We start from the raw sequence: 24,326 nt of genomic DNA on the forward strand, positions 1-24,326 counted from the left end.
TCAAGGGCTGGACCGGCACCTGCGCCACCTGCAACCGCCCCCTACCCCGCACAAGAACCAGACGCAGAACCAGAACCTAACGAAGCACTACTAGGAGCTGTCCTGGCGATCATGCTATGTCGATGGGTACGGACGATATGTCGATCGCGAGGTAGCCCGAGTCGGTTCCTGCGATGAGCAGTCCGCGGAGTTCCGTGAGTGTGTGGACCCGGTCTGCCAGAGGCAGCGTGTGTGCTGCTGTATTAGCGGGGTTCCAGATCCGCACCGTTTGGTCGTCGCCGGCGGTGGCGAGGCGGGGGGTGCCGTCTGCAGCGGTGAACGCCGCCACCGCCCTCACCGTGCCGGTGTGGCCGGTCAGGTGCTCACCGACCTGGGCGCCGGTGGCAGGGTTCCAGATCCGCACCGCCCGGTCGTCGCTGGCGGTGGTGGCGAGGCGGGTGGTGCCGTCGAGCGCGGTGAACGCCGCCACCGCGTTCACCCTGCCGGTGTGGCCGGTCAAGGGCTGGCCGACTTGGGTGTCGGTAGCAGGGTCCCAGACTCGAACTGTCCGGTCGTCGCTGGTGGTGGCGAGGCGGGGGGTGCCGTCAGGTGCGGTGAACGCTGCAATCGCCGTTATGAACCTCGTGTGGCCTTTGAGTGCCAGGCCTTCCGGGGCGTGGGTGGCAGGATTCCAGATCCGCACTGCTTCGCTGTGGGTGGTGGTGGCGAGGCGGGGGGTGCCGTCGGGTGCGGTGAACGCCGCCACCGGCGTCGTCCAGCCGGTGGATCTGGCGAGGGGCTCGCCGTCCTGGGTGCCGGTGGCGGGGTTCCAGATCCGCACCGTCTGGTCGTTGCTGGTGGTGGCGAGGCGGGGGGTGCCGTCGGGCGCGGTGAACGCCGCCACAGCAGTCACATCGCTGGTGTGGCCGGTCAGGGATTCGCCGTCCTGGGTGCCGGTGGCGGGGTCCCAGACCCGCACCGTCTGGTCCTCGCCGGCCGTGGCCAGGCGGGGGGTGCCATCGGGCGCGGTGAACGCCGCCACCGCCCTCACCGTGCCGGTGTGGCCGACGTACGGCTCGCCGACCCGGGTAATGGTGGCGGGGCCCCAGACCCGTACCGTCTGGTCCTCGCCGGCGGTGGCCAGGCGGGGGGTGCCGTCGGGCGCGGTGAAGGTTGCCATTCTCACCCAGCCGAAATGGCCGGTCAGGAACTCCACGTCCTGGGTGCCGGTGGCGGGGTCCCAGATCCGCACTGTCTCTTCGTTGCTGGTGGTGGCCAGGCGGGGAGTGCCGTCGGGTGCGGTGAACGCCGTCATCGCATACACCCTGCCGGTGTGGCCGGCCAGGGGCTCGCCGACCTGGGCATGGGTGGTGGGGTCCCAGATCCGCATCGTCCCGTCGATGCCGGCGGTGGCCAGGCGGGGAGTGCCGTCGGGCGCGGTGAACGCCGCCACCGCCGCCACCTCGCCGGTGTGGCCGGTGAGGAACTCCACGACTTGGGTGCCGGTGGTGGGGTCCCAGATCCGCATCGTCCCGTCGCTGGCGGCGGTGGCGAGGCGGGGGGTGCCGTCGGGCGCGGTGAACGCCATCACCCCGTTGGTGTGGCCGGTGAGGAACTCCACGACTTGGGTGCCGGTGGTGGGGTCCCAGATCCGCATCGTCCTGCCGTTGCCGACGGTGGCGAGGCGGGGGGTGCCGTCGGGCGCGGTGAATGCCGCCACCGCCCTTATCCCGCCGGTGTCGCCGGTGAAGGGTGGGCCGTCCTGGATACCGGTGGCGGGGTTCCAGATCCTTACCGGCGCGACCAGGCCGGTGGTGGCGAGGCGGGGGGTGCCGTCGGGCGCGGTGAACGCCGTCACCGTATTCACCCAGCCGGTGTGGTCGACGAGGGGCTCACCGGCCTGTGTCCCGGTGGTGGGGTCCCAGACTCGCACCGTTCGGTCGTTGCCGACGGTGGCGAGGCGGGGGGTGCCGTCGGGCGCGGTGAACGCCTCAACCGCCCTTATCCCGCCGGTGTGGCCGGTGAGTTCGAGGTGGAGCTGGCGGCGGCGGACGGTGCCGGTGGTGAGGGTGGGGGGCCAGGTTTGGAGGCTGCTGTGGGTTTCAGGTGGAGGCGGGGTGCCTTGGATGTAGGTGGTGCCGAGTCGGCGCCACCATCGCCGCCAGGCGAGTGTGTCGTGGTCCGGTGGGTCGGTGTCGGTCTGCTGGGCGTGGTGCTGGAGGAGGATGGTGCCGGCGAGGGCGGGTGGCAGGTCGTTGGGGTCGAGGCTTCCGTGGAAGGCGTTGGTGATGATGGTGGTGAGGTCGAGGGTGTCGAGGACGTCGACGTGGTCGGCGAGGGTGTGCAGGGCTCCGGCGGTGTGACCGAGGCGTGCGTGGGTGGTGAGGTGGCGGCGGGTGTAGGAGTTGACGTCCTGGGGCCGCGGGGTGGTGCCGTGGGACATGAGGGTTTGGTGGGTGTGGGCAGTGAGGGCGCGGGTGATGTGGGCGTGGGCGGTGGGGGTGTGGGCGGTGGGGGTGTGGGCTGCGGTGGTGAAGTGTTCGGTGAAGGTGCGGTGTGCGAGGCGGTAGACGCTCTGGCCGCTTTCGTGGTCGAGGGCGAGGTAGGGGGCGGCGTCGCGGACCAGAGGGGCGATGGCGGCATGGGTGTCGCCCGCGTCGGGGGTGAGGGCGTCGGCGGCGGTGGCCCAGATGCCGTCCTGGTCGGGTAGGCCGCGGCCTTGGGCGAGGCCGAGGGCGCGCAGGAGGGGGGTGTAGCGGGCATCGGTGCGGTCAAGGCGCTGGAGGGCGTGGGTGAAGAGCTGGCGGTGGGTGCGGCCGATCAAGGGGGTGGGGTCGGTGAGGAGGTCGGGGTCGGCGAGGATTTCGTGGGCGGCGAGGCGGACGTAGAGGAAGTGCTGGGGTTCGGCGCTGCCGTGCTGGTTGTCGGTGACCAGGCGGTGCACGGCGTCGGCGATGGCCGCCTCGTCGGCGTGGAGGGTGCCGCGGCGTTTGGCGGCGTGGAGTTTGGCGTTCAGGTATCCGGCCAGGGCCTCCGGGTCCTGGGTGACCTCGACACGCTGCGGGCCGGCCGCTTGGGGGGTGCCGGTTGCGGCCGGGTGGGGGTGGAGGGCGTCGAGGAGGTCGGTGTCGGTCGGGGTGGGCTGGTCGGGGCCTTCGCGGGTGGAGCGGCGGGTGCCGACCATGATGCGGACCTGGGGGAGGGCGGCGAGGGGGCGCAGGATCTGGTCGGCGATGACGAGGGGTTGGTCGGCTTCGTCGAGGGCGTCGAGCAGCAGGGTCAGCGGCTTGTCGCGGGCGCGCAGTGCGGCCAGGAGGCGGGTGGTGAGATCGGCGGGGGGACGGCCTTCGGTGGCCTGCTGGGCGAGGTCGGGCAGGCCGGCTGCCGCTGCGATGAGGTGGAAGGTTCGGGCGGGGGTGAGGCCGGCGAGGTGAGCGGTGAGGTCGAAGGGGTCGTCGGGGCGGGGAGTGCCGGGCGGCAGAGGGGTGAGGTGGCCGTGGCGGGTGAGGATGTCGTATAGGCGGGTGTTGGTGTGCAGCAGGACGTGGCCCAGGAGCGCGGATTTGCCGGCGCCGGCGGGGCCGGTGACGATGAGGGTGCCGTGGGTGGCGGTGGCCAGCCAGCGCAGGATCTGGTCGCGTTGCAGGCTGCGGCCGTGGAAGTACCAGGCGAGTTCGCCGAGTTCGGCGCCGGATGCTTTGGGCAGGAAGTGGCGCTGTTCGTCGGCGGGGAGCTGGTCGATGACGGCTTGGAGTTCGGCGATCTGGTCCAAGGGAGCGGAGATCGCGGCCGCGGCGTTCGCGCTCTGGTTGACGAGTTGGTCGCGGTGGTCGTCGAGGGTGAGGTCGTCGACGAAGCCGCCCAGTTCGGTGGCCAGGTGGCGTCCGAGGGTGAGCAGGCCGATGGCGGGCTGGGCGGGGAAGGTGACGTGCAGGGCCCTGCGGAGGGCGCGGGTGAGGGTGCCGAGTTCGGCGGGGCCCTGGGCGGCGGTGGACAGCAGCAGGTAGCGGTCGGCGCCGCGGTGGTGGGTGAAGAGTTCGAGGTGGACTGCTCTGGCGAAGTCTTGGGAGAAGCAGGCGTCCAGGACGACGATCGCCCAGGTGTCGGCGTTGTCGGGGTGGAGCTGGCGGCTGCCGATGGCCTGCGCGATGTCGGCGGGTGTGACGCCGTTGGTGATCGGCGCGGGTGTGCGGTGGTGGGCGAGGTGGCCGGCGCTGCCGTGGCCGACCCAGTACAGCACCGTGTTCCGGCCGGGCGGGTGCGTCGGGTCGGACCAGAGGGCCAGACGGTCTTCGACGGCCTGCCGGTCGCGCTTGTCGGCCGGCACCGCCCACGCGGTGGTGCGCGCGCGGTAGGGGGCGAGGAGGTCGGCGATCTCCCGTACGTGCCGCTCGGTGTCCAGGTCGGGCAAGTAGGGGTGCTGGTAGGCGGTGAAGTTGACCGGGAACAGCTCGACGCCGCCCCCGGGAAGCGGTTCGGGCTCCTGGGGGCTGGTGTCGCCGTGGGTCGGGTGCGGCGGCGGGGCGGGGGTGTTGGGATCGGCCATGGCAGGTCGGTGGGTCTCAGGCGTCGGGTTCGGTGACGAGGACGAGCTGGGTGAGGGGGGTGTGGCGGCCAGTGTCCAGGACCACCCGGTACAGGTCCGGGACCTCAGCGGTGAAATGGGCCGACAGGGCGCCGTCGGCCCGCTCCGGGTCCCGGCGCAGGGTCATGGGGTGGCCGGGGCGGCCGGTGGTGGCGGAGTGCACGCTCAACGTGACGCCGGCCGGGGAGTCCAGGCCGGTGGCGGTGAGGGTGAGCGGCACCCCGAGGACTCCGCCGAGCTCGGGGGTCTGCAGGCCGGGTCCGGTGCCGTCACCGCCGAGGTGCACGCCTTGGGGGCGTTCCAGGGCGATGCGGCGGATCTGCCGCAGTACCTCGTCGTGGCGCATCAGGGTGCCGTGCTGGCCGTAGACGTAGGTGACGGCCTCGGTGCCGGTACGGGCGGAGGGCAGGTGGACGGTGCCGTCGCCGGAGGCGTCGCGGCGGGCCGGGATGCCGGTGGTCGGATCGCGGACCAGTTCGCCGTCCTCCTCGACGTCGAAGGCGTGCCGGCGACCCGCGACGACGGCCGCACCGCCCGCCCGCTGTTCTTCGAGGGTCTGGACGGTGGGCTGGGCCTCGCCGATGACCGCTCGGTGCCCCGGTAGGACGAACCCTTCCCAGCGATGGCGTGCGTGCCCGTCCAGGGAGCGGGCGGCCAGATCCGCATCGCCGCCGAACCGGGCTACGTCCGCTGGGGTCAGGCGCTCCACGTCCAGGCCCAGGTCCAGGCAGCGGTAGCCGGGCAGCAGGTCGTGAACGCCGGGCAAGGTCGCCGCCATCTCCTGCACCCGTCGCACCAACCGGTTCGGCTTCGCCTGAGCATGCAGAAGGTTCAGGGCCAAGACGGACTTCGCCGAACCGAGGAACGGCGTACCGACGGTGACCACGGCCCGGGTGTCGGCCGCGAGTTCCAGGTCCTGTTCCAGTGCGGCCCGCACCACCAGCCCGCCCATCGAGTGCGCCACGAATACCAGCCGCGGCCGGCTCCCGCCCGCCGCCGCCCATTCGGGTGCGGCGGCGACCCGCTGACGCCACCGCTCCAGATGCGCGTTGGCCGCGCGGGCCAGCAGCGCGCCGTTGTAGGACACCGCCAGGCGCCAGTCGTAGGGGAAGGGCACCACCGCCTCCGGCGCCGTCGTGACCTGCCGCAGAGCCGTGACCGCGTCGGTGTAGGGGTCGAGACCCTCGAAGACGGGTAGCCACCACGGCCTGGCCAGTAGAGCGGTCGCCCGGACGCGGGTCAGCGGCGCCCGCCGGGCCGTGTCCGCATCAGCTTCCTGTTCCTGGGCCTCCGCGCGCAGGGCGGTGAACAGGGCGTCACCGCTCAGCGCACCGGTCAGCGTCGCGAGGTCGACACCCCACAGAGGGCGGCCCGTCGCCGCGTCCTCCAGGACACTGCCCATGATCCCCGGGACCACCACGCACGCATCCCGGGTCCGGTCGCCGAACACCGGCACCACCCCCGTGAACGCCGCCCCGCGCCCCCACCCGTCAGCCCCCACCATCCCCATGCCGTCCGACGATAGAGCAGCACACCCGTCCGAACCCGGGCTTCCACAAAGAATCCCGCCGTCCGGCCGCTCTGCGTTGCGGCGACTCCCTCGCCGGCTCGCCACCCGGGGAGCCGGCCCGAGGCGTTGACAGTGCTGTGGAATACAGGGGTGAGCTGACCAATGCCCAGTGGGAGCGGATCGAGCCGCTGCTGCCGGTGAGCAGCGGGCGGTGCGGGCGGTGGCGCGATCACCGGCAGGTGGTGAACGGGGTGCTGCACCGCATCCGCACCGGTGTTCCGTGGCGGGACCTCCCCGAGCGGTACGGCCCGTGGAAGACCGCGCACGAGAGGCACAGGCGCTGGTCGGCGGACGGTACGTGGCAACTGCTCCTGGAGCGGATCCAGGCCCAGGAGGACGCTTCCGGAAGCATCGACTGGGACATCTCGGTCGACTCGATGGTCGTACGCGCGCGCCACCATGCCGCAGGCGCCCGGCGCACTCCGCCGTCTGTACCAGGGACAGGCCGCACCGGCCGGGCCACGGTCGAGCGGCCGGCGGGAGGCGGCGGAGCTGCGGGCGAGGCGCTCGGCCGCTCGCGCGGCGGCTTCACAACTAAGATCCACCTGAGCGCCGACGGCCACTGCCGAATCCTCTTGCTGGTCATCACACCGGGGCAGCGCGCCGACTGCACCCAGTTCGAGCCGGTCATGGAAAAGATCCGCGTCCCGAGGCTCACCACTGGCAGACCTCGCACCACGCCGGACAGCGTCAGCGCCGACAAGGGCTACTCCAACCGACGTGCACGCCACTACCTGCGCAGACGCGGCATCCGGCACGTCATTCCGGAAAAGGCTGACCAAGCAGCCAACCGGAGCCGAAGCGGCAGTGCCGGTGGTCGGCCGCCAGGCTTCGACCACGACCGCTACAAGAAACGCAACACCGTCGAACGAGCGATCAACAGGCTCAAGGCTTTCCGCGCCGTCGCCGCGAGGTTCGACAAACGCGCCTACGTCTACCTTGGCACTATCACCGCGGCAGCCCTCATCATCTGGCTCCGCCCGTGATCGCCAGGACAGTGCCTAGCGGGAGCCTAGGCGGGCGGCGGCGAGCAGGGCCCGGCGAGGGCCACGGCGACCAGGGCGCGCAGGGCGGGGGCGGTCTGGGTGAGCGGGAGGGTCGACTCGTCCGCGAAGAGTTCGAGCAGCCAGCCGCCGGCCGGGTTGCTGCCGCCGGCGGCGGCCATCGCCCGGTAGCCGGAGACCACCATGACCGCCTCCTCGGCGGCGTCGTTGCCGGGCGTGCCGACCCGCAGGGTGAAGGAGCCGCCGGTGACGGCGCGCGAGGTGAGGGGGTAGTGGCGGAGGTCGAAGACCGCGTCGGGGGCCTCGATCTGGGCCCGCTGGGTCTGGGCCCGGGCGGAGGCCGGGCCGCCGGTCATCCGGTAGACCGCGTGCCGGGCGGTGCGCATCAGGCAGGAGCCGGGCGGGACGTAGGAGATCCACCAGCCGACGGCGTTGAGCAGCCGGGAGGCGGTCTCGGCGACCAGCGCGAGCCGCCCGAGGGTGTCGGCCGGGTGCGTCGGGCCGCCCTGGTCGAGCGAGCCGAGGACGGCGGCGAGCAGCTGCCCGGGGTCGGCGCTGTGCGCGGCGCCGCGGAAGCGGCGGCGCTCCCCGCCGGTCCGCCCGGCGGGGGCCTTGCGCTGCTGCTGCGGGTCGGCGGCGTCGGCGAGCAGCACCGTCGGGTCGGGGGCGTACGCGGGGCCGTGGCTGCGGCCGGCCACCACGGGGTGGGCGGCCCGCCCGGCCTTGGCCCGGTACTGGGCGGCGTCGGCGAGCCGGAACAGCCGGTCGGGGGTGGTGACCGGGCCGATCGAGTCGCCGGTGGAGGCGATGCCGCAGGCGACGCCCTCACCGTCGGTCAACTCCAGGGCGCGGACGCAGAGTTCCTCGGCGACGGCGACCACCTCGTCGGCCGACTGGCCCTCGGCGAGCAGGCAGAACTCGTCGCCGCCGAGCCGGGCGGCCAGGCTGCCGGGGAGCTTCGCGGCGGACAGCGAGAGCTGGTGGGCGAAGCGTTCGAGCAGGCGGTCGCCCATCTCGTGGCCGAGCTGGTCGTTGACCCGCTTGAGCCCGTTGACGTCGCAGACCACCAGGGAGACCACCGCGCCGTCCCGGGTGTGGGCCTTGAGCGCCTCGTCGAGGCGGGCGTCGACGGCGCGGCGGTTGGCCAGGCCGGTGAGTGCGTCGGTGAAGGCGAGGCGGCGCAGGTCGGCGACCCGCTCGGTCTGGGCCAGCCCGGCCGAGACCTGGGCGGCCAGCAGGGTGGCGTACTCGGCGTCCGGGTCGGTGAAGACCGGCATGCCGGTGCCGCGGGCCAGGTAGAGCTCGCCCCAGGCCTGGCCGTGCAGGACGATCGGCGCGACCAGGCAGCAGCCGCGCCCGCGCCGCCGCAGTCCGGCCGCGCGCTGGCGGCAGAAGGCGCCGGAGCCGGGGGGCCGGTGGCCGGTGTGCGGGCCGACGTCCTCGGCGGTCTGGATCCAGGCGCGCGGCAGCCGGCCGGTGCTCCAGTGCTCCTCCAGGTAGGTGACGATCTCCGGGAAGTCGGCGACGGGGTACGACTCGTCCTCGGGCAACTCCTCCTCGCCGGGGGCGAGTTCGCCGTGGTTGACCAGCACCCGCAGCCGCCCGGACTCGCGGTCCCAGACCGAGACGGCGGCCATCGTGGCGCCGAGCGCGGAGACGGCCCGGGCGGCGGCGGCCCGGACCGCCTCCAGCGGGGTCAGCGCGCCCGCCATGTCCTGGGCGAGTTCCACCACGGCCTGCAGCCGCAGGTCGGGGGCCGCCGCCTCGAACGAGGCCTGCTCGTCCATGGTCGCCTCGCTCACCGTTGACCTCTCCCTACCCGTGGGGCACTTCTACCCAGACTAGGGCGGTACGCACCGTTTGCGCCCGAGGCTCGAACCTCAGTCGGCGGCGGGCACCCGGGTGAGCAGCCAGGGCTCGACCAGGCCGAGGCCGCGGACCGGGCGGCGCCACATCGGCTGGAGGTGGAAGCGGTGGCCCGGGCCGGGCGCGGTCTCGGGCAGGTGCGCGGTGCCGTTCTGTTCGAGCGCGGCGGCGAGTTCGCCGTCGACCAGGACGGCGTCCTTGGGGGCGATCGAGGTGAGCCGGGAGGCCAGGTTGACGGTGGTGCCGAAGACGTCGCCCATCCGCGAGGTGACGGTGCCGAAGGCCATGCCGACCCGCAGCGCGGGCATGTTGTCCTCCTTGGCGAGCGTCTCGACCAGGGAGAGGGCGATCTCGGCGACGGTGGCCGGGTCCTCGGAGACGAACAGGATCTCGTCGCCGAGCGTCTTGACCACCCGGCCGCCCTGCCCGGCGATCAGGTCGGAGCAGGTGTTCTCGAAGCCCTCGACGAGTTCGCCGAGCTCCTCCTCCTCCAGCCGGCGGGAGAGCCGGGTGAAGCCGACCAGGTCGGCGAAGGCGACGGCGAGCCGCCCGGAGGTGACCTCGTGGTCCTCGGCGGAGGCGACCACCCGGCCGGTGACGGCGGCGAGCTGGCGGCGCCAGACGTACACCAGGAACTGCTCCAGCTCGGGCAGCAGCAGCTCGACCAGCGGGTAGGCGACGTCGGAGCGGGTCATCCCGGGCTCGACGGGCTGGGTGAGGTTGTCCAGGAAGGTGTCCATCTGCCAGCCGGCCAGCCGGGCGGTGGTCTGGCCGGTGGAGCGGGCGACCTGGATCGCCATCGGTTCGCTGAGCAGCCCGGACTCGATCAGGCCGGCCAGCCGGCGCAGCGCGATCACGTCGTTGTCGGTGAGGGCGCGGGACTGGCCGATGTCGGGGAAGCCCATGGCGCGCCAGAACCGGGTGGCGAGGTCCATCGGGACCTCCGCGGCGCGGGCGGCCTGGTACGGGGTGTACTTGCGCGGCGCGTCGAGGATCAGCCGCTCCAGGTCGGTGGCGACGGTGGTCTCGTCCGTCGCGCCGTTGCCGGAGCCCGTCGTGGCGCCGCCGTTGTCTGTCACCGGTCCGTCCCCGTGCGGCCAGCCGCACTTGTGTCTTGCCGTCCTTGAGGTGCGGGCACGCGACCACCGCGGGGGTAGTGGCGAGCCTCACACCGCTGCCAGGTGGAATGTTCGCACGGAATCGCGTAATCCGGAGCATCCGCCCGGCAGCCGGGCGGACGGTCCCGCAGGGTGAGACCGCCGCGCCCGGCCCCGGCTCAACCCCGCGGGCGCACGTGCACCACGTCCCCGGCGGCCACCGGGTGCCGGACCCCGTCGGGGGTGCGGACCACCAGGCGGCCGTCGCCGTCCACCGCGACGGCCTCGCCGAGCAGTTCGCGCTCCCCGGGCAGCTGGACCCTCACCGGCCGGTTCAGCGTGGTGCAGCGGGCGGTGTACGCGGGCAGCAGGCCGCTGGCGTGCGGGTCGCCGGCGGCGGCCGTCCACTCGCCGTACAGCTCGGCGAACTCGCGCAGCACGCCGCGCAGCAGGGTCGACCGGTCGGTGGTGCCGGCGCCGGCCAGCGCCAGCGAGGTCGCGGTGGGGACGGGCAGCTCGTCCGCGCGCAGCGAGACGTTCAGGCCGATCCCGGCGACCACCGCGCCGCCGGACAGCTCGGTGAGGATGCCGCCGAGCTTGCGCTCCCGCCCGTCGACGACGGTCTGCAGGTCGTTGGGCCACTTCAGGCCGGTGCGCAGGTCGGCGACCCGGTCGAGGGTGGCGGAGACCGCGGTGCCGACCAGGATCGGCAGCCAGCCGTAGCGCTCCGCCGGCACCCCCCGCGGGCGCAGCAGCACCGACAGGAACAGCCCGGAGCGGGCCGGGGCGGTCCAGCGGCGGTCCAGCCGGCCGCGGCCGGCGTGCTGCGACTCGGCGACCAGGACGGCGCCCTCGGGCGCGCCCGCCGCGGCCCGGGCGGCGAGGTCGGCGTTGGTGGAGCCGGTCTCGCTCACCACATCGAGTGAGGTCCACAGCGCCCCGGGACGCACCAGGTCGAGCCGCAGGGCCCGCTCGTCCAGCGGCGGACGCTCCAGGTCGGTCCACGGGGAGGGGCCGTCGTGGCCGAAGCCGCGCAGGCCGGAGCGGCGGGGGCGGGGGCGGTCGGGAGTGGTCACCGGGCCAGCCTAGATCGGTTCCGGGACGACGCACGCCGCATCATCGTCCCGCAGAACGGGCAGGGGGAGCGATGTGTCGATGGCCATAACCCCGCGCCCGCCCGCGCTGGTTACGCTACTGCACGGTAGACCGCAGCGCCGCCCTGCCCGCAACCCTCACGCGCCGGGCCGGCGGCCGAGGACGCAGGGAGAGCCACCGGACATGACCCAGGCACCGCAGGACCCGCACACCACCGCCGGGAAGCTCGCCGACCTGCGCCGGCGGATCGACGAGGCGGTGCACTCCGGCTCGGCCGCGGCCGTGGAGAAGCAGCACGCCAAGGGCAAGCTGACGGCCCGTGAGCGGATCGCGGAGCTGCTGGACGAGGACTCCTTCGTGGAGTTCGACGAGTTCGCCCGGCACCGCTCCACCAACTTCGGCCAGGAGAAGAACCGCCCGTACGGCGACGGCGTGGTGACCGGCTACGGCACCGTGGACGGCCGCCAGGTCGCGGTGTTCGCCCAGGACTTCACGGTCTTCGGCGGCTCGCTCGGCGAGGTGTTCGGCGAGAAGATCGTCAAGGTGATGGACTTCGCGCTGAAGACCGGCTGTCCGATGATCGGGATCAACGACTCCGGCGGCGCCCGGATCCAGGAGGGCGTGGTCTCGCTCGGCCTGTACGGCGAGATCTTCCGGCGCAACGTGCACGCCTCCGGCGTGATCCCGCAGATCTCGCTGATCATGGGCCCGTGCGCGGGCGGCGCGGTCTACTCCCCCGCGGTGACCGACTTCGTGGTGATGGCCGACCAGACCTCGCACATGTTCATCACCGGGCCGGACGTGATCAGGACGGTCACCGGCGAGAGCGTCGACATGGAGGAGCTGGGCGGCGCCCGCACCCACAACACCAAGTCCGGCAACGCGCACTACCTGGCCGCCGACGAGAAGGAGGCCGTCGAGTACGTCAAGAGCCTGCTCTCGTACCTGCCCTCCAACAACCTCTCCGACCCGCCGGCCTACCCCGAGCGGGCCGACCTGGAGATCACCGCGGCGGACCTCGAACTCGACACCATCGTCCCGGACTCGGCGAACCAGCCGTACGACATCCGCCGGGTGATCGAGCACGTCCTGGACGACGGCGACTTCCTGGAGGTCCAGCCGCTGTACGCGGGCAACATCGTGATCGGCTTCGGCCGGGTCGAGGGCCACCCGGTCGGCGTGGTCGGCAACCAGCCGATGGACCTGGCCGGCTGCCTGGACATCGCCGCCAGCGAGAAGGCCGCCCGCTTCGTGCGCACCTGCGACGCCTTCAACATCCCGGTGCTGACCTTCGTCGACGTGCCCGGCTTCCTGCCCGGCACCGGCCAGGAGTGGGACGGCATCATCCGGCGCGGCGCCAAGCTGATCTTCGCCTACGCGGAGGCCACCGTGCCGCTGATCACCGTCATCACCCGCAAGGCGTTCGGCGGCGCGTACGACGTGATGGGCTCCAAGCACCTGGGCGCCGACATCAACCTGGCCTGGCCGACCGCCCAGATCGCCGTGATGGGCGCGCAGGGCGCGGTCAACATCCTGCACCGCCGCGAGATCGCCGCCGCCGAGGCCGAGGGCCTCGGCGAGGAGCGCCGCGCCGAACTCCTCGCCTCCTACGAGGACACCCTGCTCAACCCGTACCTGGCCGCCGAGCGCGGCTACGTCGACGCGGTCATCGCCCCCAGCGAGACCCGGCGGCACATCGTCCGCGGCCTGCGGGCGCTGCGCGGCAAGCGGGAGTCGCTGCCGCCCAAGAAGCACGGCAACATCCCGCTCTGACCACCGAAGGGAAACCCGCGCGATGAGCCCCATTCAGGTGCTGCACGGCCAGCCGACCCCCGAGGAGCTGGCCACCGTCCTGGCGGTGGTCCAATCCCGGGCCGCGACCGGGGCCGCCGCCGCCCCGGCCGCCGGCCCGGCCACCGCCTGGACCACCCGCACCCCCCGCCCCCTGCCCGCCCCGGGCCCGCACGCCTGGCGCACCAGCCTCTGGCCCCGGTGAACCGGGGCGCCGGGCGCGGCGGAGTGAGTACGGATACTCAGGCGCCGCGCCCGGCGCGCGTTGCAGGGTGGTGGGGTGCTCTGGTCAGACCCCCGCGACGAGCCGTCGCAAGAGGCCCGCGAGGTGCTGTGCCGGCTGCGGCGGACGGCGCTGGTGCTCGCGCTGCTGGCGCTCGCGGGGGCGGCCCTGGTGCTGCTGTAGGCGGGCCGGTGCGGTGGCGGGCCGGTGCCGTGGCGGGGCGGCACTAGGCTGGGGCCATGACCGCTCGCCGCCCGCTGGTTCTCGCGTCCGCCTCCCCCGCCCGGCTGGGCCTGCTGCGGCAGGCGGGCCTCGACCCGCTGGTGCGGGTGAGCGGGGTGGACGAGGACGCGCTGAGCGCCGCGACGCCGGGCGAGCTGGCGCTGGTGCTGGCGGTGGCCAAGGCGGAGAAGGTCGCGGGCGAGCTGGCCGCCGAGCCGGGCGAGCCGCCGCTGGTGGTCGGGTGCGACTCGGTGCTGGAGCTGGACGGCGCCGCGCTGGGCAAGCCGGCCGACCCGGCGGAGGCGCTGGCGCGCTGGCGGTCGATGCGCGGGCGCGAGGGCGTGCTGCGCACCGGCCACTGCGTGATCGACACCGCGACCGGGCGGCGGGCGGCCGAGACCGCCTCCACCACCGTCCGGTTCGGGACGCCGGACGACGCCGAGGTCGCCGCGTACGTCGCCTCCGGCGAACCGCTGCACGTGGCCGGGGCGTTCACCCTGGACGGCCGGTCGGCACCGTTCGTGGAGGGGATCGACGGCGACCCCGGCAACGTGATCGGCCTGTCGCTGCCGCTGCTGCGCCGCCTGCTCGCCGAGTTGGACGTGCGGATCACCGACCTCTGGGCCTGAGCGGCCGCCGACCCGTCGGACCGCCGGCCCGTCAACCCGTCGCGGGGGCGTGCCGGCCCAGGTAGGCGAGCACGTCGGGCAGCGCGCCGTCCTGGAGCAGCAGGGCGCCGTGGCGGGAGCCCGGGTAGATCCTGAGCTGCTTGTCCTCGCCGGCGGAGGCGTCGTAGAGGGTCTGCGCGCTGGCGTCGAACGGGGAGTCGCCCCGTTCGGCGGCGAAGTAGGTCGGCGCCTTGACCGCCTTGACCGCGAGCGCCGCGTTGAACAGCGGGTACACCTCGGGCGAGCTGAGCGAGACCACGGCCTTCACCGGCAGCGGGTTGTCGTCGAGCCGGGCGGCGACCAGCGAGGCGGCGGCGCCCTTGGAGGCGCCGACCAGGGCGACCGCGCCGACGCCCTTGCCCCGGTAGTACCGTTCGGCGGCCTTGATGCCCTCGGTGACGTCACCCGTGCAGGTGAAGGCGAAGACCGCGTAGCCGGCCCGGGTGAACGCGTCGAGGGCCGGCACCCACTCGCAGAGCGAGCCGTCGGCCTGGTGCGAGAAGACCACGCCGACCCGGGCCCGTCCGGCGTCGGAGTCCCGGTAGTAGGCGTCCAGGTCGGTGCCGCCGGCGGTGCCGGCGTCGAGGGTGAGGGCGCCCTCGGCGGCCTGGTCCCGGGTGAGGCAGCCGTAGGTGCGGGCGGTGGCGCCGGGCGCCGGGTCGGCCTTCCCGCCCCCGTCGCCGCCGGAGCCGGAGCAGGCGGTGAGCAGCAGCGCGGTCGCGGCCAGCGCGGTGGACAGCATGGGACGCTTCACGTTTCCCCCGTGAATCGTGCGAGTGGTGCGCGGTCGCTGCGACGGTAGGGAGCGGCCCGATCCGGGTCAATGGTCTGAACCATTCCGTTATCCCGGGGCCGGAACCGGAGCACTCCGGTCCGCTTCCCGGGTGCGGAATCGGACAGAACCGGGCCCGTACATCTGTTGCAGAGTTCCACCCCCTCCCCCGCCGGGCGCCGTTAGGCTGACGCAGCCGGACCGGAAAGGGGCGACGAGGAGCGGAAGATGACCGATGGGATGCTCAACGTCGTTCTGGGACTGGTCGCTTCGGCGATCAGTGCCGGGCTGGGCTGGCTGGCCCAGTCGCTGCGCCGGCGGCGCCGGCTGGAACGGCAGCGGGCGTTCTTCGGCCTGCCGGCCGGCGGCGAGGCGCTGCTGGTGGTCAACCGCCAGGCGTCGGCGCCGGACCCGATGAGCGTGGCGCGCGACGACGCGTACGCCCTGATGGAGCTGGCCGCGCTGGTGCGCGAGTGCGGGGCCCGCGCCACCCTGGCCGGGCACGACGAGGTCCGGCAGGGGCTGGGCGACAAGGCCGAGTTCTGCGTGGGCGGGCCGGCCGGCAACCGGCGGACCGCGGCCCACCTGGCGTCCTGGCTGCCGGGCGTGTCGTTCGCCGAACCGCCCGCCGGGGCCGGGCACCCGGTGCACACCCTGCGGGTCGGCCCGCGGGAGTTCCGGTTCCTGACCTCCACCGAGCAGCCAGGCCAGCGGGCGTACGCGCTGCTGGCCCGGGTGCACCTGCGCGAGGGCGGCCGTCCGGTGTTCGTGATAGCCGGGCAGACCGCGGTCTCCAACCGGGCCGCGGTCCGCTACCTGGCCGCGCACCACCGCGCGCTGGCCCGCGAGCACGGCCGGGACGGCGCGTTCGCGGTGGTGCTCCGGGTGGTGAACGCCCGGGCCTACGGGCCGGACGTGGTGGAGTTCGAGGCGGACGTGACGGGCGCGGCGGCCACCCGCCCGGAACCGGCGGCGGCCTGAGCCGAGCCCCGGTGTGGCGAAGACCACCCCGGCCCGCCGGGTGCTCCGGCCCTCCGGCGCACCACCGCCCCGGGCCCGCTGCCTGCGGCGCGCCGCCAACGGCCGCCGCCCGTACGGGAGTACGGCAACCGAGCGTGTGAGCACGCTCACCACCAGGGACTACTCGCCGGTAGCACCCTCCAATCCATAGACTCGACGAGGTTCGAGAAGGGAGCCACAGTGCGCAAGGTGCTCATCGCCAACCGCGGAGAAATCGCCGTCCGCGTCGCCCGGGCCTGCCGGGACGCGGGTATCGCCAGCGTCGCCGTGTACGCGGAGCCTGACCGGGACGCGCTGCACGTCCGGGCCGCCGACGAGGCGTACGCGCTGGGCGGCGACACCCCCGCCACCAGCTACCTCGACATCGCCAAGGTGCTCAAGGCCGCCGCCGACTCGGGCGCGGACGCGATCCACCCCGGGTACGGCTTCCTGTCGGAGAACGCCGAGTTCGCGCAGGCCGTCCTCGACGCCGGCCTGACCTGGATCGGCCCGCCGCCGCAGGCCATCCGCGACCTGGGCGACAAGGTCACCGCCCGGCACGTCGCCCAGCGCGCCGGCGCCCCGCTGGTGGCCGGCACCGCCGACCCGGTCTCCGGCGCCGACGAGGTCGTCGCGTTCGCCACCGAGCACGGCCTGCCGGTCGCCATCAAGGCGGCGTTCGGCGGCGGCGGCCGCGGCCTGAAGGTCGCCCGCACGCTGGAGGAGATCCCCGAGCTGTACGACTCGGCGGTCCGCGAGGCGGTCGCCGCGTTCGGCCGCGGCGAGTGCTTCGTCGAGCAGTACCTCGACAAGCCGCGGCACGTCGAGACCCAGTGCCTGGCCGACCAGCACGGCAACGTCGTGGTGGTCTCCACCCGCGACTGCTCGCTCCAGCGCCGGCACCAGAAGCTGGTCGAGGAGGCCCCCGCGCCGTTCCTCACCCCCGAGCAGAACGCCGAGCTGTACCGCGCCTCCAAGGCGATCCTGCGCGAGGCGGGCTACGTCGGCGCCGGCACCTGCGAGTTCCTGGTCTCCCAGGACGGCCTGATCTCCTTCCTGGAGGTCAACACCCGCCTCCAGGTCGAGCACCCGGTCTCCGAGGAGGTCACCGGCCTCGACCTGGTCCGCGAGATGTTCCGGATCGCCGACGGCGAGGAGCTCGGCTACGACGACCCCGAGGTCCGCGGCCACTCCTTCGAGTTCCGGATCAACGGCGAGGACCCGGGCCGCGGCTTCCTGCCCGCCCCCGGCACCGTCACGCTGTTCGCCCCGCCGTCCGGCCCGGGCGTCCGGCTCGACGCCGGCGTCGAGTCCGGCTCGGTGATCGGCCCCGCCTGGGACTCCCTGCTGGCCAAGCTGATCGTCTCGGGCGCCGACCGCAAGCAGGCCCTCCAGCGCGCCAAGCGCGCCCTGGAGGAGTTCAAGGTCGAGGGCATGGCCACCGCCATCCCGTTCCACCAGGTCGTGGTGACCGACCCGGCGTTCGCCCCCGAGGTGCACGGCTCGGACGGCCCGTTCACGGTCTTCACCCGGTGGATCGAGACCGAGTTCGACAACACCATCGCGCCGTTCGCGGGCGCGGGCCCCGACGGCGAGGAGCCCGAGGGCCGCGAGACCGTGGTGGTCGAGGTCGGCGGCAAGCGGATCGAGGTCTCGCTGCCGTCCTCGCTCGGCGTCGCCGCGGCCCCGGTCGCCGGTGCGGGCGCGGCCAAGGCCAAGCGCCGGGTCGGCGCCAAGAAGGCCGCCGCGGCGGTCTCCGGCGACACCCTGGCCTCGCCGATGCAGGGCACCATCGTCAAGGTCGCCGTCGAGGAGGGCCAGGTGGTCGCCGCGGGCGAGCTGATCGTGGTCCTGGAGGCCATGAAGATGGAGCAGCCGCTGAACGCCCACAAGGCGGGCACGATCGTCGGCCTCAAGGCCGAGGTCGGCGGCTCGGTCTCCAGCGGCGCGGCGCTCTGCGAGATCAAGGACGTCTGACCCGCCGACAGCACCGACGGCACCCTCCGAGGGGGCGGGAGTCTCAGGACTCCCGCCCCCTCCGGGCTGTCCGGGCCCTCCGGGCTGCCCGGCTCCTCCTGGCCGTCCGGCTCCTCGGAGCCGTCCGCCCCTCCGGGCTATCCGGCCGCGCCGAGCACCAGTTCCTCGACGCCGCACAGGAAGCCCGCCATCTGCGCGCGGCTCAGCAGCGCGCCGTCCGCCACCATCCGCAGCTCGACCGCTCCGGGCAACGCCACCACGTCCACCGCGACGGACACCCCCGGGCGGGCCGGGAACTCGTCCGGGAAGCTCAACTCCCGCTCCCCCGCACCCCCCTGGCCCGGCGCGTCGGCCATCAGCGCGGCCAGCGGGTCCCGGGTGTCGTTCCAGAACACCGAGTGGTCGGCCAACTCGACGCCCGCCGCCCGCAGTCCGTCCAGGTCCGCGTCCAGCCGCGGCTTGTCGTAGCCGGAGTGCCGGTAGGCGGTGAGCGCCGGGCCGTGGGCGCGGCGGACCGTCTCGGCGAAGTCCGCGGCGATCTCCGGCAGGTGGAACAGGCCCTCCTGGGCGAGCGTGGTGACGGCCTCGGCGGCCTGCTCGGTGAACCGGTTGCCGACCACCACCTGGCACAGGAACTCGCGCTGCCCGCCCAGCCGCCCCAGCTCGGTCGCGGCGGCGGCCAGCAGCACCGTGGCGTCGCCGGTGCGCAGCCGGGCGGCGGCCTCCGGGAGGGCGGCGGCCAGCGCCGGGGAGCGCAGCACCGCGTATGGGAAGGTCCGCTCCGGGTCGGGCGCGGCGGCCGGGCGGGGCAGCAGGGCGCGCGGGCCGGCGGTCAGCTTCTCCCGCCAGTGCCGGCGGGCGGCGGCGTCCCGGCGGCGGCCGCGCGCGGTGGCCTGCTCGGCGGCCTCCTCCAGCGGCTGGGCGAACTCCCGCTCGGCGCGCAGGTCCCGGGCGCTGCGCCCGGCGGCCAGCAGCATCAGGTCGCGGACGGTGCGGCGCATCCCCCAGCCGTCCGAGGCGGTGTGCGAGAGCACCAGGACGGTCTGCCGGACCAGGCCGTCGACCAGCACCAGGCCGATCCGCACCGGCCACTCGCGGGCCGGGTCGAAGGGCCGCCGGGCGTACTCGGCGAGCAGTTCCCCGGCCGCGGCGGCGGCCCGCTCGGGCGTGTCCCGGTGCAGCAGCGCCACCGGGAGGGTGCCGTCGGCGTCCACCAGCTGGACCAGGTCGCCGTCCTCCTCGACCAGCCGGGTGCGCAACGCGTCGTGCAGGTGCAGCAGTTCGGTGTAGGCGCGGAGCACCGCGGCCGGCTCCGCGCCGGGCTCGACGGGGGCGGCCAGCCGCAGGTTGTAGCGGGGCGCCTCGGCGCCGAGCCGGACCAGGGCGGAGTGGATGGCGCGCTGTCCCCAGGTCGCGGGGCCGCGTCCGCCGCGCGCCTCACGCACCGTCAGTTCTGTTGTGCGGTCGAGTGTTTCGCTCGCTGCGTCCATGGGCGCAGACGCTACAAGCGGGTCGGCCGCGGCGGCCAGGGATCGGCCGCGGGCGGGCCGGAACCGGTCAGTGCGGCCGTCCGCGGCGGGGGTGGTGCTCCGGTGCCGGCGTGACCGGTGCCCCGTGCGGCGGGGCCGGTGCGCCCCGCTCAGCGGATCCGTTCGGCCAGCCGGGCGGCGGGCGGCAGGGCGCCGCCGTGCGGCGCTCCACCATGCGGGGCGGGGCGGCGCTGGCCGGGCAGCGGGCTGCCGGGGGCCAGGCCGGGCTGCGGCGGGACCGGGCGGCGGGCGGGCTGCTGGTGCCCGGCGGTCTCGGCGGTCAGGCCGAGCGAGGCCACCGAGACCTGCACCCCGCAGTCGGCGAGCGCGTGCTGCTCGCGGGAGGTGAGGTCCTCCAGCAGGGTGCGCTCGTCGGTGACCAGCCGGGTGATCGCCTCGGTGGCGACGGTCTGGAACATGCTGTCCGCGCCGAGCTTGGTGTGGTCGGCCAGCACGATCACCTCGTTGGCGGCCTGCACCAGCGCCCGGTCCACCGAGGCGGAGAGCATGTTGGCGGTGGACAGGCCGCGTTCGGCGGTCAGGCCGCTGCCGGAGATGAAGGCCTTGGTGACCCGCAGCCCGGCCAGCGACTGCTCGGCGCCGCTGCCTACCAGGGCGTAGTTGGAGCCGCGCAGGGTGCCGCCGGTCATCACCACCTCCACCCGGTTGGCGTGCGCCAGCGCCTGGGCGACCAGCAGCGAGTTGGTGACCACCGTCAGGCCGGGCACCCGGGCCAGCCGGCGGGCCAGCTCCTGGGTGGTCGTCCCGGCGCCGACCACGATGGCGTCGCCCTCCTCGACCAGGTCCGCGGCGAGGTCGGCGATGGCGCTCTTCTCGGCGGTGGCGAGGTGGGTCTTCTGCGGGTAGCCCGGGTCCCGGCTGAACCCGCCGGGCAGCACCGCGCCGCCGTGTCGGCGGTCGAGCAGCCCTTCGGACTCCAGCGCCCGGACGTCCCGGCGCACGGTGACTTCGGAGGTCTGGACGACGCGGGCCAGCTCACGGAGCGACACGGCTCCGTTGGCGCGCACCATCTCTAGGATCAACTGGCGACGTTCTGCTGCAAACACAGGACCGACGGTAACCCGAGTGACCGTCTGCTTTCAGGCGTTTGCACCTGGTAACGGGATTTGCTCACCTCGGAACGGCGCACGACCGTACAATGCGCGCTCCTCCGCCCGGGTGAGCCGGACGGTGCGCGCCCGGCTCACTCCCGCGGCCCCCCGCGCCCCTGGTCGCCCCGGGCCACCGGGGCCCGCGGGCGGCCCGCGGACGTCAGGAGCCGGCGCCCTCGCGCTTGCGGATGTGCAGCTGGCGGGCCGCCTCGGCGGTCGAACCGGACAGCGACGGGTACACCGTGAAGGCGCTCGCGACCTGCTCCACCGTCAGGTTGTTGTCCACCGCCAGCGAGATCGAGTGGATCAGCTCGGAGGCACGCGGGGCGACCACCACGCCGCCGACCACGATGCCGGTGCCGGGGCGGGCGAACAGCTTCACGAAGCCGTCCCGGATGCCCTGCATCTTGGCCCGCGGGTTGCCGCGCAGCGGGAGCTTGACCTCGACGGCGTCCATCTTCCCGCAGGACACGTCGGCGTGGGTGTAGCCGACGGTGGCGATCTCCGGGTCGGTGAACACGTTGGAGGCGACGGTCTTCAGGTTCAGCGGCTGCACCGCGTCGCCGAGCGCGTGGTACATCGCGATCCGGCCCTGCATGGCGGCCACCGAGGCCAGCATGAAGACGCCGGTGCAGTCGCCGGCCGCGTACACGCCGGGGGCGGAGGTGCGGGAGACCCGGTCCACCTTGATCTGGCCCCAGTCGTTGACCGCGACGCCGGCCTCCTCCAGGCCCAGGTCCGCGGTGTTGGGGATCGAGCCGACCGCCATCAGGCAGTGCGTGCCGGTGATCACCTTGCCGTCGGCGAGGGTCACCTCGACCCGGTCGCCCACCCGCTTGGCGCTCTCGGCCCGGGAGCGGCTCATCACGTTCATGCCGCGGCGGCGGAACACGTCCTCCAGCACCTCGGCCGCGTCCGGGTCCTCGCCCGGGAGCACCCGGTCGCGCGAGGAGACCAGCGTGACGTTCGAGCCGAGCGCCTGGTACGCACCGGCGAACTCGGCGCCGGTGACGCCGGAGCCGACCACGATCAGCTCGCGCGGCAGCTCCTCCAGGTCGTACACCTGCGTCCAGGCCAGGATCCGCTCGCCGTCCGGCTGCGCGTCGGGCAGCTCGCGCGGGCGGACGCCGGTGGCGATCAGCACCGCGTCGGCGCGCACCGACTCGGTGCCGCCGTCGGCCAGTTCGACCAGCACCTCGCGGGAGCCGTCGATCGCCTGGCCGCCGCCGCCCAGCCGGCCGCGACCGCGCAGCACGGTGACGCCGGCCCGGGTGACCGCCTGGGTGATGTCGTGCGACTGGGCGATCGCCAGCCGCTTGACGCGCCGGTTGACCTTGCCGAGGTCGACGCCGACCACCCGGGCCGGGTCGGCCGGGTCCGCCGTGCCGTCCGCGACCAGGATGCCCAGTTCCTCGTAGGAGCTGTCGAAGCTGGTCATCACCTCGGCGGTGGCGATCAGCGTCTTGGACGGCACGCAGTCCGTCAGCACCGCCGATCCGCCCAGACCGTCGCGGTCGACGACGGTCACCTCCGCGCCGAGCTGGGCGGCCACGAGGGCCGCCTCGTATCCGCCTGGTCCGCCACCGATGATCACGATCCGAGTCACGTGCCCCATTCTCCCGCATGCCGGAACCGATTCCACGCCGGGGCCGTTGTTGTTCCCCTCTCACTCGCCTCCCGGCCGCCTTCCGGCCGTCTCCCGCCCTCCCTCCCGTCCCCTCCGCCTCCCGTCCCCCGCCCGCCTCACGGGATCGGCCGGTCCGCCGGACCGAGGCCCCCGCCGACGGCCCGCCGGACACCGTGCGGGCGCCCTCGCCGGTCCCAGGTGCTGCCGTCGGTCTGCGCGCCGCGACGATCGCGCCGGTGGGCGTCGGGTTGCCGCCGGCCGGCCGTGGTGACCGCGACCGCGAGCAGCACCGCCGCCACGGCCGGCCCGCCCACCGCCACCGGTGGTCGTCGCACCGGGACGCCCCCGTCCGGCGCGCACCCCGCCCCCGGTCCGGCGGGTCCGCCCGCGGGGCCCCCTCCACCGCGGGCCCGCCCCCGGCGCGCAGCCCGGCGGGCCGTCCGGCTCCCGTAGGCTGGCGCCATGTCGCTCTACGCCGCCTACGCCACCAACCTCGACGCCCGGCAGATGTCCCGCCGTGCCCCGCACTCCCCGCTGCGCGGCACCGGCTGGCTGCCCGGCTGGCGGCTGACCTTCGGCGGTGAACAGCTCGGCTGGGAGGGCTCGCTGGCCACCGTGGTGGAGGACGAGAAGGAGCAGGTCTTCGTCTCGCTCTACGACGTCGCCCCGATGGACGAGGAGGGCCTGGACCGCTGGGAGGGCGTGCAGCTCGGCATCTACCGCAAGGTGAAGCTGCGGGCCCAGACCCTGGACGGCGAGGTCGCGGTCTGGACGTACGTGCTCAACGACTACGAGGGCGGACTGCCGGCCGCCCGCTACCTGGGCCTGATCGCGGACGCGGCGGAGAGCGCCGGCGCCCCCGACGACTACGTCCTGGACCTGCGCCGCCGGCCCTGCTGAGGCCGTCCGCCTCCCGCACCGCCGCTTTTCCCGTTCCCGCCCTCCCCTTGCCCCGCGCTTTTCCCGCCGTCCCCCAGCTTTCTCCCCGCTTTCTCCCCGCTTTCTCCCGGGTGCTTTCCCTCCCCGCTCCGCACTTTCCTCCCGGTCGACGTCCCCGGCCGGGGAGGAATCCTGTCGTTCCACGCAATCCGGGTAACGATCCGGCATGCCCTGGGCGTGCTGTCTACGCGCGTAGGCAGATGTGACCTATCCTCGACCGTGTGAACGCATCTCCTCAGACGGTCGTCTCCGCCGACCCCTACGCCGCTGCCCGGGCCGCCGCCGACCGGCTGCGCGAACTCACCGGCGCCGAGCGCCACGACGTCGCCCTGGTGATGGGCTCCGGCTGGGTGCCGGCCGCCGACGCCCTGGGCGAGACACTCGCGGAATTCCCGGTCACCGACCTGCCCGGCTTCCCCGCCCCCGCGGTGGCCGGCCACGCCGGGACCATCCGCTCGGTGCGGATTCCCGGCGGCGGCGAGCGCCGCGCACTGGTCTTCCTCGGCCGCAACCACTACTACGAGGGCCACGGCGTGGCCACCGTGGTGCACGGCGTGCGCACCGCCGCCGCGGCCGGCTGCCGCACCGTCGTGCTCACCAACGGCTGCGGCGGCCTGCGCCAGGGCTGGGTCCCCGGGCAGCCCGTGCTGATCAGCGACCACATCAACCTGACCGCGGACTCCCCGATCGTCGGCGCCAACTTCGTCGACCTCACCGACCTGTACTCCAAGCGCCTGCGCGCCCTGTGCCGCGAGGTCGACCCGACCCTCGACGAGGCCGTGTACGTGCAGTTCCGCGGCCCGCACTACGAGACCCCGGCCGAGGTCAACATGGCCCGGGTGATCGGCGGCGAACTGGTCGGCATGTCCACCACCCTGGAGGCCATCGCCGCCCGCGAGGCCGGCGCCGAGGTGCTCGGCATCTCGCTGGTCACCAACCTGGCCGCGGGCATCACCGGCGAACCCCTCAACCACGCCGAGGTGCTGGAGGCCGGCCGGGCCTCCGCCGAGCGGATGGGCACCCTGCTGGCGAAGGTCCTGGAGCGGATCTGACACCCCGGCGGGAGCCCGACTCCCGCCCCGCACGGCAGTTCTGACGGAGAATCGGGAACCGTGACGGCGAGCAGCACACGACGGCGGACCGGCCCCGACCCCACGGGACCGGTCCGCCGTCGCGGCTCCGGCACCGCAGCCCCGCCCGGCCGCCGCAGGCCCACACCGCCACGCACCACCTCTCGCACCTCCCTCCTCGCACTTCCCTCCTCTTCTCCT

General features: G+C 74.1%; 17 protein-coding genes and 1 pseudogene. 9 read left to right on the forward strand and 9 right to left on the reverse strand.

The window, feature by feature from the left end:
- Positions 1 to 109: 109 nt before the first annotated feature.
- Both ACIQVD_RS33385 and ACIQVD_RS33390 read right to left on the reverse strand, forming a co-directional pair.
- Positions 110 to 4,525, reverse strand: a complete 4,416-nt coding sequence (locus tag ACIQVD_RS33385) for an AAA family ATPase (RefSeq protein WP_402292633.1) — start codon at positions 4,523 to 4,525, stop codon at positions 110 to 112.
- Between the two features lie 16 nt (positions 4,526 to 4,541).
- Entirely contained in the window at positions 4,542 to 5,966 is a 1,425-nt protein-coding gene (locus ACIQVD_RS33390; RefSeq protein ID WP_402292634.1) for an esterase/lipase family protein, read from the reverse strand.
- Between the two features lie 245 nt (positions 5,967 to 6,211).
- Between ACIQVD_RS33390 and ACIQVD_RS33395 the strand changes: the two genes are divergently transcribed.
- Entirely contained in the window at positions 6,212 to 7,120 is a 909-nt protein-coding gene (locus ACIQVD_RS33395) for an IS5 family transposase (protein ID WP_400687040.1), read from the forward strand.
- A gap of 584 nt (positions 7,121 to 7,704) precedes the next feature.
- Here the strand turns inward: ACIQVD_RS33395 and ACIQVD_RS33400 are convergent.
- The 3 genes and pseudogenes from ACIQVD_RS33400 to ACIQVD_RS33410 form a co-directional block, all read right to left on the reverse strand.
- Positions 7,705 to 8,850 (reverse strand): annotated as a pseudogene (locus ACIQVD_RS33400) (diguanylate cyclase domain-containing protein); the annotation flags it as partial.
- 168 nt (positions 8,851 to 9,018) lie between these two features.
- Positions 9,019 to 10,083, reverse strand: a complete 1,065-nt coding sequence (locus ACIQVD_RS33405; protein WP_400687042.1) for an adenylate/guanylate cyclase domain-containing protein — start codon at positions 10,081 to 10,083, stop codon at positions 9,019 to 9,021.
- Positions 10,084 to 10,280: 197 nt separating this feature from the next.
- A complete protein-coding gene (locus tag ACIQVD_RS33410) occupies positions 10,281 to 11,177 on the reverse strand; it encodes a biotin--[acetyl-CoA-carboxylase] ligase (protein ID WP_400687044.1) in 897 nt (298 codons plus the stop codon).
- Positions 11,178 to 11,379: 202 nt separating this feature from the next.
- On the opposite strand from ACIQVD_RS33410, the gene ACIQVD_RS33415 reads away from it, so the two are divergent.
- From ACIQVD_RS33415 to ACIQVD_RS33430, 4 genes are all read left to right on the forward strand, one after another.
- Positions 11,380 to 12,969 carry an acyl-CoA carboxylase subunit beta gene (locus tag ACIQVD_RS33415; RefSeq protein ID WP_400687046.1) on the forward strand — a complete coding sequence of 530 codons (1,590 nt, stop codon included), beginning with the start codon at positions 11,380 to 11,382 and terminating at the stop codon, positions 12,967 to 12,969.
- A gap of 22 nt (positions 12,970 to 12,991) precedes the next feature.
- A complete protein-coding gene (locus tag ACIQVD_RS33420) occupies positions 12,992 to 13,192 on the forward strand; it encodes an acyl-CoA carboxylase subunit epsilon (protein ID WP_100837966.1) in 201 nt (66 codons plus the stop codon).
- A 75-nt stretch (positions 13,193 to 13,267) separates the two neighbouring features.
- The gene (gene mmpB, locus ACIQVD_RS33425) at positions 13,268 to 13,393 is read left to right on the forward strand and encodes a morphogenic membrane protein MmpB (protein WP_255410785.1); all 126 of its coding nucleotides are present in this window, start codon (positions 13,268 to 13,270) and stop codon (positions 13,391 to 13,393) included.
- A 56-nt stretch (positions 13,394 to 13,449) separates the two neighbouring features.
- Positions 13,450 to 14,061, forward strand: coding sequence for a Maf family protein (locus ACIQVD_RS33430; RefSeq protein WP_402292635.1), 612 nt, complete (start codon positions 13,450 to 13,452; stop codon positions 14,059 to 14,061).
- A gap of 31 nt (positions 14,062 to 14,092) precedes the next feature.
- On the opposite strand, the gene ACIQVD_RS33435 is transcribed toward ACIQVD_RS33430, so the two are convergent.
- The gene (locus ACIQVD_RS33435; RefSeq protein WP_400687051.1) at positions 14,093 to 14,854 is read right to left on the reverse strand and encodes an alpha/beta hydrolase family protein; all 762 of its coding nucleotides are present in this window, start codon (positions 14,852 to 14,854) and stop codon (positions 14,093 to 14,095) included.
- 246 nt (positions 14,855 to 15,100) lie between these two features.
- Here ACIQVD_RS33435 and ACIQVD_RS33440 point away from each other — a divergent pair, with 246 nt between their 5' ends.
- Both ACIQVD_RS33440 and ACIQVD_RS33445 read left to right on the forward strand, forming a co-directional pair.
- Entirely contained in the window at positions 15,101 to 15,853 is a 753-nt protein-coding gene (locus ACIQVD_RS33440) for a hypothetical protein (protein WP_100837963.1), read from the forward strand.
- A 219-nt stretch (positions 15,854 to 16,072) separates the two neighbouring features.
- Positions 16,073 to 17,848, forward strand: coding sequence for an acetyl/propionyl/methylcrotonyl-CoA carboxylase subunit alpha (locus ACIQVD_RS33445; protein WP_402292636.1), 1,776 nt, complete (start codon positions 16,073 to 16,075; stop codon positions 17,846 to 17,848).
- A 137-nt stretch (positions 17,849 to 17,985) separates the two neighbouring features.
- Here ACIQVD_RS33445 and ACIQVD_RS33450 read toward each other — a convergent pair whose 3' ends face one another.
- The 3 genes from ACIQVD_RS33450 to ACIQVD_RS33460 form a co-directional block, all read right to left on the reverse strand.
- A complete protein-coding gene (locus tag ACIQVD_RS33450) occupies positions 17,986 to 19,338 on the reverse strand; it encodes a condensation domain-containing protein (RefSeq protein ID WP_402292637.1) in 1,353 nt (450 codons plus the stop codon).
- A gap of 149 nt (positions 19,339 to 19,487) precedes the next feature.
- Positions 19,488 to 20,408, reverse strand: a complete 921-nt coding sequence (locus tag ACIQVD_RS33455; protein WP_400687570.1) for a DeoR/GlpR family DNA-binding transcription regulator — start codon at positions 20,406 to 20,408, stop codon at positions 19,488 to 19,490.
- Between the two features lie 241 nt (positions 20,409 to 20,649).
- Positions 20,650 to 22,104 (reverse strand): NAD(P)H-quinone dehydrogenase, encoded by a 1,455-nt coding sequence (locus ACIQVD_RS33460; RefSeq protein WP_400687057.1) that lies wholly within the window; start codon positions 22,102 to 22,104, stop codon positions 20,650 to 20,652.
- A gap of 474 nt (positions 22,105 to 22,578) precedes the next feature.
- Here ACIQVD_RS33460 and ACIQVD_RS33465 point away from each other — a divergent pair, with 474 nt between their 5' ends.
- Positions 22,579 to 23,016 (forward strand): gamma-glutamylcyclotransferase, encoded by a 438-nt coding sequence (locus tag ACIQVD_RS33465; protein ID WP_014136114.1) that lies wholly within the window; start codon positions 22,579 to 22,581, stop codon positions 23,014 to 23,016.
- 260 nt (positions 23,017 to 23,276) lie between these two features.
- Positions 23,277 to 24,107, forward strand: coding sequence for a purine-nucleoside phosphorylase (locus tag ACIQVD_RS33470; protein ID WP_111556946.1), 831 nt, complete (start codon positions 23,277 to 23,279; stop codon positions 24,105 to 24,107).
- Positions 24,108 to 24,326: the final 219 nt, after the last annotated feature.

Source organism: Kitasatospora sp. NPDC090308 (genome assembly GCF_044769485.1).
In the GTDB taxonomy this organism is placed as follows: domain Bacteria; phylum Actinomycetota; class Actinomycetes; order Streptomycetales; family Streptomycetaceae; genus Kitasatospora; species Kitasatospora fiedleri.